Raw genomic sequence first — 15,117 nt, 5'->3', positions numbered from 1 at the left:
TCCTCCCCGCTTCGCGGGGAGGGGGGACCGTCCGCGCAGCGGATGGTGGATGGGCGACGCCGCAAACGCTCCGCCCGTGGCTAAGTCCCTCGACCATGCTGCGCATGGTCCCCCTCCCCGCGGGGCGGGGAGGAGTTGAACAGCCGTGTCACCAACCCCCGCCGAACCATCCAGTCGCTATACGCCCGGTACACCGGGTCAGCGCCCAGATGCCATTCCTCGGTCTTCGCCCGCCAGTAATAGACCCCGCTGACGACGGCCAGGATCGCGGTACTCCGCGCCGCCGATGTCCAGCTGTCCGCGGTGGTCAGCACCGGAATCGTCGAAATCCACCAGAACAGGTTCTTCGACAGATAGGCCGGGTGCCGGCTGAACGCATAGGGTCCATGCGTCAGGATGCCGCGATGCGTCAGGTTCGAAAACCGCAACCCGAACGCCATCGTCGCCCACGCATAGATCGCGGTCAGCCCTACCAGCACCGCGCCCACGATCCACAACAGCACCGGATAATCGGCCAGCCAATAGGTCCAGTCCGCCGTTCCCGGATGGTAATCCAGCGGTCCGCCATTGGCCATCAGGATGAACGGCGGATAGCAGATCAGCGCCGCCGACCACCCCGCCGCATAGGGCGTAGCGCTGCGGATATGCGTATCGAGCGGCCGCATCGCAAGGATATAGCCCGCCGTCGCGAACGCCACGTCGATCACGAACATGAAGGTGATGAGCCAATTGGCCAAAGGCACCGGCCCGGTCAGCACGGCGGAGCGCTGCGTGCGGATGAACTCGCCGAACCCCGGCGGCACGATGGCGAGCATGAAGGCGAGGAAGAACGCCTTCACCGCCCAGCCGCGCAGATGGTTCCAGATCGCTTGCGCGTCGATCGGCTCGTCAAGATGCATCGCCCACGCGCCCAGCGCCCAGCAACCGTCCTTCGGCTCGACCAGCCGCCGGTCGATCCACAGCATGTACGGGATCGACAGCACGAACAGCGGCACCGCCGCCGCCCCGAACACCCACATCGAAAAGGCGAACCCGCCCTCCCAATAGAACCGCCCGGTGGCATAGATCCCCGCGATTCCGGCCCAGGTGATCCATAGGCCCGCCAGCTTGGTCAGGCTGATCTCGACCGTTTCGCGCCACGGCCGCACGTTGTTCCAGTCGATCCCTGTCGACGGGTTGCGATGCACCTTGTCGACCAGCAGCGACCAGAGCACCATCGGCAGCGCACAGGCGGCGACGTTGGTCAGCGCCGCATAGGGCCCGTCCATCCCGTAATGCCACGCGACCGCGACCCAGGCGAACAATCCGGCCAGCCCGGCCAACCCCACGCCCGACGATACCGCGGATGCCGGACGCCGGTCGGGTTCGGCTTGCAAGGACAAGGAGTTGGGCTGATACATGCGCTATCCGCTACACCCGCGATGGTAAGCATCCGGTGAAGCATATCCTTTTCAAAAGGAAGTCCCTGCCCTTGCGTATCGCCTTTGCCGCCCTGTTGCTGACCACCACCGTCCTTCCCGCCGCCGCGCAGCAGATCAACCCGCCCGGCAACACCCTGCCCCAGCCGACGCCGATCGTGGATACCGTGCCCGTAGCGCGCGAAGTGGACTATCCCGGCACCATCAAGCTCGACGTCGATGCGACCGACACCGTGCAGGGCATCTTCCGCGTGAAGGAAACCATTCCGGTCGCGCGCAGCGGGCACATGGTGCTGCTGATGCCGAAATGGCTGCCCGGCAAGCACGGCCCGCGCGGCGAGATCGAGAAGCTGGCCGGCCTGGTCGTACGCGCCAACGGGCGCGAGCTGCCTTGGACCCGCGACGTGCTCGACATGTTCGCCTTCCATATCGACGTGCCGGCGGGTGCGAAGAATCTCGACGTACAGTTCCAGTTCCTGACCGCGCAGCAGGGCGATCAGGGCCGCATCGTCGTGACTCCGGAAATGCTGAACCTCCAGTTCGAATCGGTCAGCCTCTATCCGGCGGGCTATTTCACCCGCCGTATCCCGATCGAGGCGACGGTGCGCTACCCCGCCGGCTGGACCGCCGCATCGGGCCTGCCGTCGAAGGTGCAGAACGGCGTCTATCGCTACGACCGCACCAGCTACGAAACGCTGATCGATTCGCCGGTGTTCGCCGGCAAATATTTCAAGCGCTTCCCGCTGACCGACCGCGTCGGGCTGAACGTCGTCGCCGACAAGCCGTCGGAACTGGCCGCTACGCCCGAGCAGATCGCGGCACATACCCGGCTGGTCGAACAGGCGGTGAAGCTGTTCGGCGCGCAGCATTACGACAAGTACGAATTCCTGCTGTCGATCACCGACAAGATGGGGTCGATCGGCCTCGAACATCACCGCTCTTCGGAGAATGGCGTCGATCCGGGCTATTTCACCGACTGGAATGCGGGCCCTGGCGAACGCAACCTGCTGCCGCACGAATTCACCCATAGCTGGGACGGCAAGTTCCGCCGCGGGGCGGACCTGTTCACCCCCGATTTCCGCACACCGATGCGCAACTCGATGCTGTGGGTCTATGAAGGGCAGACGCAATTCTGGGGCTATGTGCTGCAGGCACGCTCGGGCCTGGTGTCGAAGCAGGATACGCTCGACGCCTATGCCGACATCGCCGCGGCGCTGGACGCGCGCGAGGGGCGTCAGTGGCGTCCGCTGATCGACACCACCAACGATCCGGTCATCACCGCCCGTCGTCCCAAGGGCTGGGTCAGCTGGCAGCGGTCGGAGGATTATTACAACGAAGGCCTGCTGGTGTGGATGGAGGTCGATTCGATCCTGCGCAAGCAGTCGGGCGGCACCAAGTCGATGGACGATTTCGCCCGCGCCTTCTTCGGCGTGCGCGACGGCGACTGGGGAGTGCTGCCCTATACCCAGGCCGATATCGTCAAGACGCTGAACGCCATCCAGCCCTATGACTGGGCCGGCTTCCTCGACAAGCGCCTGAACGCCCGCACCGACCGCGCGCCGATCGACGGCTTTGCCGCCAATGGCTACCGGATCGTCTATACCGACACGCCAACGCCGTATCTGAAGGGGCGCGAAAAGAGCGCCGGCGGCGTGTCCGTCCCCTATTCGCTCGGCCTGACCGTGAACAAGGACGGCAAGGTCGGCTCGGTGATCTGGGGCAGCCCGGCGTTCAAGGCCGGGTTCGAAACCGGCACGACCATCGTCGCGGTGAACGGCACCGCCTATACCCCCGACCGGCTGCGCGACGCGGTTGGCGCGGCGAAGGGCACCAAGGACCCGATCCGCCTGACCGTCCGCATGGACGACAGCGTGCGCGAGGTCGCCATCCCCTATTTCGACGGCCATCGCTATCCGCGCCTCGAAAAGGTCGGCGACGGCGACAGCGGCCTCGACCGCCTGCTGACCGCCAGATAAGCCGCACGCGCCATCCGGTCCCACATCGGGACCGGATGGACGCGTCCGCAACGATTCCAAGGAAAAGCCCCTTCTCCGTTCGTAAATAACCGGTAAAGGGCGCGTCTACCGCGCATACGCGTGAGACGAGGGAGTATTATCAATGCGCATCGACATGGTGCCGGTCGGCGACAACCCGCCCAACAGCCTGAACGTCATCATCGAAGTTCCGACCGGCGGCGAACCGGTCAAGTATGAATTCGACAAGGCTTCGGGCGCGCTCTTCGTCGATCGCATCCTGCACACGCCGATGCGCTATCCGGCGAATTACGGCTTCGTGCCGCACACCCTGTCGCCCGATGGCGATCCGCTCGACGCGCTGGTCGTGTCGCGTTCGCCCTTCATCCCCGGCTGCGTCGTCCGCGCGCGCCCGATCGCGGTGCTGAACCTCGAGGACGAAGCCGGCGGCGACGAAAAGCTGGTCTGCGTGCCGGTCGACTCGACCTTCCCCTATTACAGCAATGTCGGCGAAAAGGCCGATCTGCCGGAGATCGTGTTCGAACAGATCGAACATTTCTTCACCCACTATAAGGACCTCGAAAAGAAGAAGTGGGTCCGTATCGGTACGTGGGGCGGCGCCGAGGAAGCCAAGCGCATCACCCTCGAAGCGATCGAGCGTTACAACGAAGCCAAGGCGCAGGGCGAGGAACCGCACGACTACGAAGTTCCGGGTCGCTGATTTGACCTCTGGGGGATACACTTGACGATCCCCCATTCTTCGTCACCCCGGGCTTGACCCGGGGTCCCGCTTATTCTCGACGGAAGGGAAAGCGGGACCCCGGATCAGGTCCGGGGTGACGCCTGATCGCGCTGCTTGCGCTTCTTCACCGGCGCGCGCCGCCCGGCCTCGACCGCCAGCACCGCCCATTCGCGCAGCGCATCGGCATCGTCGAGCACATCGTCCGACGCACGGCGATAGTTCATCGTCGCGATGCTGCCGTCCTTGCGCGCCATCGAAAACCGCTCGGCACCGGCCGCATCCCAGGCGGCATCGCTCTCCGCATCGGCCTTGAACCACAACGTATCGTCGCCGACGATCGCGAACACGGTCCCGTCCAGATACAGCGTCGCGCCGCCCATCATCCGCCGCCATGTCACCTGCCCGAGCGGCGCGAGCGACTCCTCGATCCACGCCAGCAATCCTTCGTCCGCGCTCATGCCCCCGCCTCGCTCTGCACCGCCGGCACCCGCCGCCGGACTGCAACGATGCATCCTGCCACGATCAGCAGCGCACCGACCACCGTATAGAGCGACACCGTCTCGCCGAACGCGACCCAGCCGCTGACCGCCGCCCACAGGAACGCGCTATATTCGACCGGGGCCAGCACCTGCGCCTCCGCCCGCGCATAGGCCCAGGCCAGCGCCATCATCGATGCGGTGCCCAGCACCACCGCGCCCAGCAGCGTCGCATATTGCGACGGCGCCGGCATCGCGCCCAGCCACGGTGCCGCCGGCAGCAGCATCAGCCCCATGACCAGGCTGGAAAACAGCGCGACCTCCAAGGGGTCCGCCGCCTGCGCCTGTCGCCGCAACAGGATCAGGCTGACGGCATAGAGGATCGACGCCGCGACGCAGGCGAGGCTGCCGAGCACCGCCTGCGTCGACGCATCCGCCTGCACCTCGCCCGCCGCGATCACCAGCACGCCGAGCGAGGCGACCAGCGACCCGACGATCGCGCTGCGCCGGATCGTCTCGCCGAGGAAGAACGCCGCCAGATACAGTGCGATCAGCGGCGCGAGGAAGGTGAGCGCCACCCCCTGCGCCATCGGCACGCGTGCGAGGCCCCAGAAGAACAGCACGACCGACGCCCCGCCCGCGACCCCGCGTCCGATATGCAGCTTGAGCACGGCCCATGCCGGCCAGCGCCGACCGCCCGCGACGAACACCACGGCACAAAGCGCCGCACCGGTCAGCGACCGCCACAGCACCGCATTATAGGCGCCGCTATCGATCGACAGCCGCTTCATCATTGCGTCCATGATCGTATAGACCATGATCCCCGCCCCGGCGACGAGGAAGGCGCGCAGGCTGGACGACGCGGCGGACATGGGGACCTTTCGGGCTGCGGATGATGGCGTCCCTGTCGCGCGGCCCGAAGCCGGATGCAACCCGATCCTCCCCGCACGCGGGGAGGGGGACCATGCGCAGCATGGTGGAGGGGGGTGTCGGCAAACGGAACCGTAGCGTTGCGCGGCGATCCCCCTCCACCATCGCCTCCGGCGACGGTTCCCCTCCCCGTGCCGGGGAGGAATTGTCGCGTCGCAGTTGGCACGATACACCACCCCCATGCCCCTCCACCTCGGCCAGCGCCTCGCCCCTGCCCGTTTCGTCGCGTTCGTCGCCGTCACGCTCGCCGCGGGATGCTGGTCGGTGCCGGCACTCGGCTGGCGGATCGGCGGCCCGCTGGCGTTCGACATCGGTGCGGTCGTGTTCCTCCTGTCGTGCATCTCGCTGCTCGGCGCCTCGGCCGACCGCATGCGACAGGCCGCGGTGCGCAACGATGCCAACCGACCGCTGCTGCTCGTCCTGTCCGCCGCGATCGCGGTCGTGCTGCTGACCGCGATCGCCGCCGAACTGATGCAGCGCGGCAGCCCGTCGACCGGCGTGGTCGTGCTGGTCGTCGCAACGCTGCTGATCGCCTGGACCTTCGCCAACACGATCTACGCGCTGCACTATGCCCATCTGTTCTACACTGCCGACGACGCGGGCAAGGACAGCGGCGGGATCGACATACCCGGCACGGACGAGCCGGATTACTGGGATTTCCTCTATTTCGCCTTCACGCTGGGCATGACGTTCCAGACGTCGGACGTGTCGATCACCTCGCGCACGATGCGCCGGACCGCGACCGGGCACTGCCTGATGGCGTTCGTCTTCAACCTGGGCGTGGTGGCGTTCAGCGTGAACGTTCTCGGCGGGTCGTAAGAACTTTCCGAACTCCCACCCCGTTTACTTCGAGCTTGTCGAGAAGCCCCGGCCAAAACGGGGGGGTCTCGACGGACGCTTCTCGACAGGCTCGAAGCTGCTCGAACCAAACGGATTACGGCAAGCAGCGTTACTCCGCCGCCTGCGGCACCGCCGCGCTCGCCGCGTCGATCTCCGCCGCCTTCGCCTCGACCAGCTTGACGATATGGTCGATCATGTCGGCATCCTGCACATGATGGTCGGTGACCCCCGACAGATAGACCATGTGCTTGCCGTTGCCGCCGCCGGTGATGCCGATATCGGTCTCGCGCGCCTCGCCGGGGCCGTTGACGACGCAGCCGAGCACCGACAGCGACATCGGCGTGCGGATATGCTGCAACCGTTCCTCCAGCGCCTGCACGGTGCGGATCACGTCGAAGCCCTGTCGCGCGCACGATGGGCACGACACGACGCGCACCCCGCGATTGCGGATGCCCAGCGCCTTCAGGATTTCGAACCCGACGCGTACTTCCTCTTCCGGCTCGGCCGACAGCGAGACGCGGATCGTGTCGCCGATCCCGAACCACAGCAGCGACCCGATGCCGATCGACGACTTGACCGTGCCGCCGACGAAGCCGCCCGCCTCGGTAATGCCCAGGTGCAGCGGGCAGTCGACCATCTCGGCCAGCTGCTGATACGCCGCGACCGCCAGGAACAGGTCGGATGCCTTCACCGCGACCTTGAACTCGTGGAAGTCGTGGTCCTGCAACAGCTTGATGTGGTCCATCGCCGATTCGACCAGCGCGTCGGGGCACGGCTCGCCATATTTTTCGAGCAGATGCTTTTCGAGGCTGCCGCCATTCACGCCGATGCGGATCGCGCAGCCATTGGCCTTCGCCGCGCGGACGACTTCGGCAACGCGCTCGTTCGACCCGATATTGCCCGGATTGATCCGCAGGCACGCGGCCCCCGCATCGGCGGCTTCCAGTGCGCGCTTGTAATGGAAATGGATGTCGGCGACGATCGGCACACGCGCGGCGCGGGTGATCAGCTTGAGGGCGGCGGTGCTTTCGACGTCGGGGCACGACACGCGGATGATGTCGGCACCCGCTTCTTCGCAGCGGCGGATCTGGTCGATCGTCGCCACCGCGTCCGACGTATCGGTATTGGTCATCGTCTGCACCGTGACCGGCGCGTCGCCACCCACGGGCACGTTGCCGACCATGATCTTGCGGCTCTGGCGGCGGTGGATATCGCGCCACGGGCGGATCGACATGAACAGTCTCGCTAACAATTGGGTTACTTGCGATCCGATATAGCCCCGCATTGCTTCACGCGAAAGTCGCGCCGGGAATCCATCGTGCCAATCGGGCCCAAGTCATTGTCGTCGCGTCATTACGGGCTGGACTGGCTCCGCATCGGTGCGTTCGGCGTGCTGATCCTCTATCATATCGCGATGGCGTTCAGCCCGTGGCACTGGGTCGTGACCACCGGCCACGCCTATACCGCGCTGATCGCGCCGATGGCGGCGGTGACGCCGTGGCGGCTGGGCCTGCTGTTCGCGGTATCGGGCTATGCCAGCGCGACGCTGGTCGCGCGCGCCGCGACGCCGCACGCCTTCGCCGCCGAACGGTCGCGCCGCCTGCTCGTCCCGCTCGCCTTCGGCATGCTGGCCATCGTGCCGCTCGAAATGTGGGTGCGGGTGCTGGAGGGCGGCTATCCGCACGGCTATCTCCGCTTCTGGCTGCTCGACGGCTGGCGGGTCGGCACCTTCTACGGCGTCGAATTTCCCAGCTGGGAACATCTTTGGTTCCTGGTCTATCTCTGGACCTATTCGATGCTGCTCGCCGCGTTCGTCGCGACGGCGGGCGCGGCGCGGCGGATGGATCGGCTGGCGGCGTGGCTGTCGCGCGGCAATCGGCTGCTGTGGGCGCCGATCGCGCTGATGGCGACGATCCGGCTGGCGGCGCTGTTCGTGGTGCCGGAGGGTCAGGGCCTGCTCCACGACATCGCGGGCCACTCGCAATATTTGCCGCTGTTCGCGCTCGGATATCTCGTCGCGCGGCGGCCGGCATTGTGGCGCGCGCTGCACCGCCATGCCGCCGGCGCCATCCTGCTGGCACTGGTTGCGGGCGCGGTCGTCGTGTCGGTCGAACTGCAATATCCCGGCGACGTCGTGCCGCCGCATCTCGCCATGGCGGCCAACCGCGCCGCCCGATCGGTCATGGCATGGGCGATGGTCGTCGCGCTGTTTCACCTCGCCGACCGCGCGTTCAACAGCGACCATCGCTGGCGCAGACCCCTTAGTCGTGCAGTATTCCCGGCCTATATCGTCCACCATCCAGTGATCGTACTGGTGACCTGGTTCACCCTGCCGCTGGCGCTCGATCCCTGGCGGGAGGCGGCCCTGCTGCTCGCCGCCACGCTGTTGGCCTGTGCCGCCGCCTATGGCGCCGCCCGCGCCTGGCCCGGGTTGGGCATGTTGCTGGGCGTTCCGGCACCGGTCGCAAAGGGTGGCAGGCGCCCCGCGATCTGCTAGGCCGCGCGCCATGCAGGACATGACGACACCGAACGACACCCCCCGCCCCTGGACGCTGCTGGTCCATGGTGGCGCCGGCATTCTGACGCGCGAGACGGTGAGCGCCGCAACCGACGCCGCCGCACGCGCCGGTCTCAACGCCGCACTCGCCGCGGGCGAAGCGGTGCTCGCCGCCGGCGGCACCGCGCTCGACGCCGTCGAGGCCGCGGTGCGCGTGCTGGAGGATGATCCGACCTTCAATTCCGGCCGCGGCGCGGTCTTCACCTTCGACGGCACGATCGAGCTGGACGCGGCGATCATGGACGGCCGCGACCGGTCGGCCGGCGCCGTCGCCGGCGTGACCCGAAGCCGCCACCCCGTCACCCTCGCCCGCGCGGTGAAGGACCACAGCCCGCACGTCCTGCTGGCCGGCAAGGGCGCCGACACCTTCGCCGCCGAACAGGGCGTCGAACCCGCCGATCCCGACTGGTTCATGACGCCGGAACGCCGCGCGCAACTGGACGCGATGAAGGCCAATCCCGACGGCTGGTTCGATGTCGACATGAAATACGGCACGGTCGGCGCGGTCGCGGTGGATGCGGAGGGCCATGTCGCCGCCGCGACCTCGACCGGCGGTGTGACCGGCAAGCGCTGGGGCCGGATCGGCGATTCCCCGCTGATTGGCGCTGGCACCTATGCCGACGACCGCGCCTGCGCCATGTCCGCCACCGGCTCCGGCGAGTTCTTCATTCGCGTCGGCGTCGGCCACGAGATCGCCGCGCGCATCCGCTTCGCCGGCGAATCGATCGGCCAAGCGGCCGACACGGTGCTGGCCGAGACGAAGGCGATGGGCGGCACCGGCGGCGTCATCGTCGTCGGCCCGGCCGGCGATGCGACGTGGAGCCTGACCACCCCCGGCATGTTCCGCGGCCGCGTGACCCAGGGCGGCGCGCGCACGGTCGCCGTCTATGGCGACGAAGGATGAGCGGCCTTACCGGCCTGCACCATGTCGCGATCATCGCCTCGGACTATGACCGGTCGAAGGCCTTTTACGTCGAGGCGCTGGGCTTCACGATCGTCCGCGAAGTGTGGCGTGCCGAGCGCCGTTCGTGGAAATGCGACCTGACTCTCGGCACCGTCCAGATCGAACTGTTCACCTTCCCCGCCGCCCCGCCGCGCCCATCATTTCCGGAAGCGATGGGCCTTCGCCACCTCGCCTTCACCGTCGCCGATATCGAGGCGGAGGTCGCGCGCCTCGCACGCCACGGCATCGCCTGCGAACCCGTCCGCGTCGACGAGCATACCGGACAGCGTTTCACCTTCTTCGCCGATCCCGACGGCCTGCCGCTCGAACTCTATGAAACATGTCGCGCATAATCCTGCGCGCTTGCGGCGGCGGGCGAAGCGAGTAATCCGGGCGGCATGATTCGCCGCCTGCTCCTCGCGCTCGCCTGCCTGTTCGCCACCTCGCCGGCCTATGCCTATTGGGAATTCGGGCATGAGAGCGTGGCGACGATCGCGCGGCTGAACGTTCGCCCGGGAACCCGCGCCGCGATCGAACGCATCCTGCGGCATCAGGCGCTGCTGGAGACACCGACCTGTCCGGCGCGCACCATCGAGGAAGCGAGCGTCTGGGCCGATTGCGTCAAGCCGCTCGGCGAACGCTTCAGCTATGCCTATTCGTGGCATTACCAGAATATCGATGTGTGCAAGCCGTTCGACCTGAAATCGGCGTGCAAGGACGGCAATTGCGTGTCGGCGCAGATCGAACGCAACGTGAAGCTGCTGAAGGACGCAAAGGTCCCGATGCGCGAAAAGGTGATGGCGCTCGCCTTCCTCGTCCATTTCGTCGGCGATCTCCACATGCCGCTCCACGCCGGCGATCGCGGCGACCTGGGCGGGAACCGGGTGAAGGCGGATTACGGCGTCTATGGTCCGGAACGCTTCAACCTCCATTCGATCTGGGACGGGCCGCTGGCCGAACGCGCCATCTCCACGCCGCCCTCGATCCTGCGCAGCTACACCGCTGCCGAACGTGCCCCCATCCAGGCCGGCACCGTCGAGGACTGGAGCCGCGACAGCTGGGAAGTCAGCCGCGACTATGCGTATGCCCCCGCGTTCGGCGGCGACGCCTGCGCGCCCAAGAGCGACGCGCGGGTGAAACTGGACGATGCCACTATCGCCCGGCTGGTGCCGATCGCGCAGGATCAGGTGAAGAAGGGCGGCCTGCGCCTCGCCCGCCTGCTCGACGAAGCGCTCGGCTGATCCCCTTGACGCGCGGCCATTGCGCCGCGCGCCGTCCCATGTCAGCTTGCCCCCCGTAGACGACCGCGACCACGCGGCGGAGCGACATGGGGGTAGGATGCGACTTTACGCGACGATCGCGGCGACGATGCTGCTGGCGGGCTGCGGCTTCGGCCCGGCCAAGGGCGGCGCCGAACTGCAGGTGACCGGCCCCAGCGAGGCGGTGGCGGCCTTTGTCCGGCAACAGGGTGCCCAGATCCCCAGCCGGGCTACCACCTTTCCGCAACCGGTCGGCAACGGCAAGGCGAGTGCACGGGTGATGCTGCCCCCCGGTGCCGGGGTGGCGACCACGCAGTCGGTCGTTCAGCAGGCCGCGACCGCCGGCCTGGCGATAGCGGTCGTCGCCCATCGCTGATCGATGGTCCGGGGCGGCCGACGCGACGAACCGAAGGCCGGGTTAACCATTTGTTGGCGCGGCGAATGCATAGCCGAAACAATGTTCTGGTCGGTTCGCCCGCTGTGGATTGCGCTGCTGTTGGCGATCGGATTCGCCTGCGCCGGTGACGCCCACGCGCAGGCCGGCACGATCGGCAATATCGGCCATACCATCCCCGTTTGCGTCAGCCGGGTACAGCCCGGCGACACGCCACAGGCGATGTTCGCGCAAGCGGGACGGTTCGACTGCACCACGCCGCAACTGTCGCTTGGCGCGGGCGATTTCTGGATATTGTCGGCACCGCTGCCGCGTCCTGCCGACGCCGATGCGCCGATCCGCGTGCGGCAGGTCAGTATGTGGCAGCGCCAGATGACGCTCTATGCCCAGGCCGCCGATGGCCGGATCGTCGGGCAGTTCGCCGACGAATTCGGCATCGGCCAGCGGCTGCGGCTGGGCGCGGTGGTCGAGCATCGCTTCGTACCTGCCGGCGCACCGTTCACCCGCCTGTTGTGGCGGATCGACGGCGCCTCCAACATGCGCGGCATCGTGCTCGGCCCGCGGCTGGCGACCGATGCGCAGAGCATCCGCTCCGACACGCTGCTCGCCGCGCTCTATTCGGCCTTTGCCGGGCTGGCATTGGGGCTGCTGGTCTACAATTTCGCGCTCTGGCGCGTGCTGCGCCACGATTTTCAGCTCGCCTATTGCGGCCTGCTCGCCTGTCTCCTGCTCTATGCACTCAGTTCGTCGGGGGCGATGGCGTGGCTGTTGCCGGACATGTCGAACAACCGGCGCATCCTGTTCAGCTATGTCATGCTGTGTGGCGGCATGGCCGCCGCGCTGACCTTCTGCGCCTGTTTCTTCGAAGCGCGGGTGCTCGATGGCTGGCCGCTGCGCGCGATGCGGATCGTCATACTCGCCTTTTGCGGCCTGGCGGTCGTGCTGATGGCGATCGGCGCCCCGCTGATGCCGATCCTCGACCGCATATTCTCGGTGATGATGCTGGCGTCACCGGTGGTGGTGCTGCTCGCCATGGTCCGCGCGGGGCGGCGGCGCAGCGCCTATCTGTCGCTGTTCGCGCTCAGCTGGGTCGCGCCGCTGGCGATGCTGGTCATGCGTGCCCTCTACAATCTGGGCGCGCTGCCGTGGAACTTCTGGATCGACAATTCGACCATCGTCGCGATGACCGCCGAAACGCTGCTGGCGGGCGTCGCCATCGCATACCGCATGCGGATGCTCAGCCACGAACGCGACGAGGCGATCCGCCAGGAAGCGATCAGCCGCGAGCTGGCCGATACCGATCCGCTGACCGGGCTGCTCAACCGCCGCGCCTTCCTCGCCCGCGCCGTGCCGTCCGATGGACCCCGCACGCTGATGCTGTTCGACATCGACCATTTCAAACAGGTCAACGACACGATCGGCCATGACGGCGGCGACGAGGTGCTGCGCCTGTTCGCCCGTACCCTGCGCTATCATGCCCTGCCCGGCGTACTGGTCGCGCGCATGGGCGGCGAGGAATTCGCGCTGCTGGGCGAGGAATCGATGCTGCCCGATGTCGACGTGATTCTCGCCAGCGTGCGCGCGGTACGCCTGCCGTTCGACCTGCGCATCACCAGCAGCATCGGCATCTGCCACGGGCCGCTGGGCGACGAAAACGACTGGAAGCGGCTCTACCGCATGGCCGACAAGGCATTGTTCCAGGCCAAGGCTGCCGGCCGCGACCGCGCCGGGCGGGCATTGGCTGCCTGACAGCAATTACTTGTAACGCAACTTGGCTTGCACCCTCCGCAACGCTTGCTTACACCTATGTAAATGAGCAGCGCCGCACCCGTCCTCGACCGCTATGCCCACCCCGTCGCCTGGGACACGCCGCTCCCGCCCATGTCGATGGTGACCCTGTTCGAGGAATCGGCGGCAAAGCGCGGCGATGCTCCGCTGATCGACTTTCTCGGCCGCCATTACAGCTATGCCGAAACGAAGAACGGCGCCGACCGCGTCGCCTGCGGTCTGGCGGCGATGGGCTATGGTCCGGGCGACCGCATCGGCCTGTTCCTGCCCAACGTACCGCATTATGTCGCGGCCTATTACGGCATCCTGAAACTCGGCGCGACCGTCGTGAACTTCTCGCCGCTCTACACCGCGCAGGAGCTGGCGGCGCAGGTCGAGGATTCGGGCACGAAGCTGCTATTCACCCTGTCGGCGTCCGCGCTGCTGCCGACCGCGCTGAAGGTGCTGGAGACCAGCTCGCTCGAACGGCTGATCGTCGGGTCGGTCGCGGGCGCCCTGCCGCCGGCGAAGTCGCTCTTCTACCGCTGGTTCCGGTCGCAGGAAGTGACGCCGCGCCCCGACGACCGCCGAGTTACCGCCTTTTCCGCGCTGATCGCCAATGACGGCGGCTGCGGTACGCCGACCATCGACCCGGAACGCGATCTCGCGCTCATCCAGTACACCGGCGGCACGACCGGCAGTCCCAAGGGCGCGATGCTCAGCCATGCCAATCTGTCGGCCAATGCGCGGCAGGTCGCATGGCTCGACCCCGACGGCCCGACGCCCGGCGAACGCATCATCGGCGCGCTCCCGATGTTCCACGTCTTCGCCAACACCTGTGTGCTCAACCGGACAGTTGTTACCGGAGGCGAGATCGTCATGCTCCCCCGCTTCGACGCCGGCCAGGTCCTGGCGGCGATCGCCCGCACCCGCGCCACCGCGTTGCCGGGCGTGCCGACCATGTACCGCGCGCTGCTCGACCATCCGCGCCTGCCGCAGACCGATTTCTCCTCGCTGCGCTTCTGTATTTCCGGCGGCGCGCCGATGCCACCGGAACTCAAGGAACGCTTCGAAGCCGCGACCAGGGCGACGCTCGTCGAAGGTTATGGCTTGTCCGAAAGTTCGGGCGTGGTGTCCTGCAACCCCTATGCCGGGCCGCAACAGGCGGGCAGCATCGGACAGCCGATCGCCCATACCCGCGTGCGGCTGGTCGACAAGGAAGACGCGACGCGCGCTGCGCCGGATGGTGAACCGGGTGAAATCGTCGTCGCGGGGCCGCAGATCATGTGCGGCTACTGGCACCGCCCCGATGCCGACGACACGACCTTCTGCATCGACGCCGACGGCACCAAATGGCTGCGCACCGGCGATGTCGGGACGATCGACGAAGACGGCTTCATCCGCATCGTCGACCGGCTGAAGGACATGATCGCGGTCGGCGGGTTCAAGGTGTTCCCGAGCGAGATCGAACGCGTCCTCTACCACCACCCCGCGATCCGCGAGGCGTTGGTCGTCGGCCTGCCCAACGACTATCGCGGCGAAAGCCCCCACGCCTATGTAACGTTGGCCGAGGATGCCGAGGTGACCGGCGAGGCGCTGAAGGCATGGCTCAACCCGCAGCTCGGCAAGCATGAGCGGGTGGACGAAGTCGTCGTCCGCCTGACCCTGCCCAAGACGATGATCGGCAAGCTCAGCCGCAAGGACCTGATCGCCGAGGTGATGGCGGAGCGCGCCTGATCCACCCGTCACCCCGGACTTGATCCGGGGTCCCGCTTCTTCCGTTTTCACGCGACGGCGCGAAGGCACAAAGAAGAATTG

At 67.1% G+C, this 15,117-nt stretch carries 14 protein-coding genes; 10 read left to right on the top strand and 4 right to left on the bottom strand.

Features of this window, described 5'->3' with window-relative positions:
• Positions 1–80 precede the first annotated feature (80 nt).
• The gene (locus CA237_RS05280; protein ID WP_126013219.1) at positions 81–1,400 is read right to left on the bottom strand and encodes an isoprenylcysteine carboxylmethyltransferase family protein; all 1,320 of its coding nucleotides are present in this window, start codon (positions 1,398–1,400) and stop codon (positions 81–83) included.
• 65 nt (positions 1,401–1,465) lie between these two features.
• Between CA237_RS05280 and CA237_RS05275 the strand changes: the two genes are divergently transcribed.
• Entirely contained in the window at positions 1,466–3,394 is a 1,929-nt protein-coding gene (locus CA237_RS05275; protein ID WP_241215442.1) for a peptidase M61, read from the top strand.
• A gap of 142 nt (positions 3,395–3,536) precedes the next feature.
• Positions 3,537–4,112 (top strand): inorganic diphosphatase, encoded by a 576-nt coding sequence (gene ppa, locus CA237_RS05270; protein ID WP_066689444.1) that lies wholly within the window; start codon positions 3,537–3,539, stop codon positions 4,110–4,112.
• A 104-nt stretch (positions 4,113–4,216) separates the two neighbouring features.
• Here the strand turns inward: ppa and CA237_RS05265 are convergent, their stop codons facing one another.
• Together CA237_RS05265 and CA237_RS05260 are read right to left on the bottom strand one after the other, a co-directional pair.
• Entirely contained in the window at positions 4,217–4,591 is a 375-nt protein-coding gene (locus CA237_RS05265) for a TfoX/Sxy family protein (protein WP_066689445.1), read from the bottom strand.
• The gene (locus CA237_RS05260) at positions 4,588–5,481 is read right to left on the bottom strand and encodes a DMT family transporter (protein WP_066689446.1); all 894 of its coding nucleotides are present in this window, start codon (positions 5,479–5,481) and stop codon (positions 4,588–4,590) included. The genes CA237_RS05265 and CA237_RS05260 overlap by 4 nt, the downstream gene beginning before the upstream one ends.
• A 238-nt stretch (positions 5,482–5,719) precedes the next feature.
• Between CA237_RS05260 and CA237_RS05255 the strand changes: the two genes are divergently transcribed.
• On the top strand, positions 5,720–6,358 hold the full coding sequence (locus CA237_RS05255; protein ID WP_066689447.1) for a DUF1345 domain-containing protein: 639 nt from the start codon (positions 5,720–5,722) through the stop codon (positions 6,356–6,358).
• A gap of 130 nt (positions 6,359–6,488) precedes the next feature.
• Here the strand turns inward: CA237_RS05255 and ispG are convergent, their stop codons facing one another.
• Positions 6,489–7,613 (bottom strand): flavodoxin-dependent (E)-4-hydroxy-3-methylbut-2-enyl-diphosphate synthase, encoded by a 1,125-nt coding sequence (gene ispG, locus CA237_RS05250; protein WP_066689448.1) that lies wholly within the window; start codon positions 7,611–7,613, stop codon positions 6,489–6,491.
• A gap of 84 nt (positions 7,614–7,697) precedes the next feature.
• On the opposite strand from ispG, the gene CA237_RS05245 reads away from it, so the two are divergent.
• From CA237_RS05245 to CA237_RS05215, 7 genes are all read left to right on the top strand, one after another.
• Complete coding sequence (locus CA237_RS05245) at positions 7,698–8,876, top strand: acyltransferase family protein (RefSeq protein ID WP_164523837.1); 1,179 nt, start codon at positions 7,698–7,700, stop codon at positions 8,874–8,876.
• A 19-nt stretch (positions 8,877–8,895) separates the two neighbouring features.
• A complete protein-coding gene (locus CA237_RS05240; protein ID WP_066689509.1) occupies positions 8,896–9,840 on the top strand; it encodes an isoaspartyl peptidase/L-asparaginase in 945 nt (314 codons plus the stop codon).
• Positions 9,837–10,232, top strand: coding sequence for a VOC family protein (locus CA237_RS05235; RefSeq protein ID WP_066689450.1), 396 nt, complete (start codon positions 9,837–9,839; stop codon positions 10,230–10,232). The genes CA237_RS05240 and CA237_RS05235 overlap by 4 nt, the downstream gene beginning before the upstream one ends.
• A 45-nt stretch (positions 10,233–10,277) precedes the next feature.
• Positions 10,278–11,120, top strand: coding sequence for a S1/P1 nuclease (locus CA237_RS05230; protein WP_066689451.1), 843 nt, complete (start codon positions 10,278–10,280; stop codon positions 11,118–11,120).
• A 97-nt stretch (positions 11,121–11,217) separates the two neighbouring features.
• Positions 11,218–11,514, top strand: a complete 297-nt coding sequence (locus tag CA237_RS05225; protein ID WP_066689452.1) for a hypothetical protein — start codon at positions 11,218–11,220, stop codon at positions 11,512–11,514.
• Positions 11,515–11,595: 81 nt separating this feature from the next.
• Entirely contained in the window at positions 11,596–13,281 is a 1,686-nt protein-coding gene (locus CA237_RS05220; RefSeq protein WP_164523836.1) for a diguanylate cyclase, read from the top strand.
• 63 nt (positions 13,282–13,344) lie between these two features.
• Positions 13,345–15,036 carry a long-chain fatty acid--CoA ligase gene (locus tag CA237_RS05215; RefSeq protein WP_164523835.1) on the top strand — a complete coding sequence of 564 codons (1,692 nt, stop codon included), beginning with the start codon at positions 13,345–13,347 and terminating at the stop codon, positions 15,034–15,036.
• Positions 15,037–15,117: the final 81 nt, after the last annotated feature.

The sequence above is a fragment of the Sphingomonas sp. ABOLH genome (genome assembly GCF_003951715.1).
In the GTDB taxonomy this organism is placed as follows: Bacteria; Pseudomonadota; Alphaproteobacteria; order Sphingomonadales; family Sphingomonadaceae; genus Sphingomonas; species Sphingomonas hankookensis_A.
The sequence above is the reverse complement of the archived record's forward strand: the minus strand, read 5'-3'. Positions and strand labels throughout refer to the sequence as shown.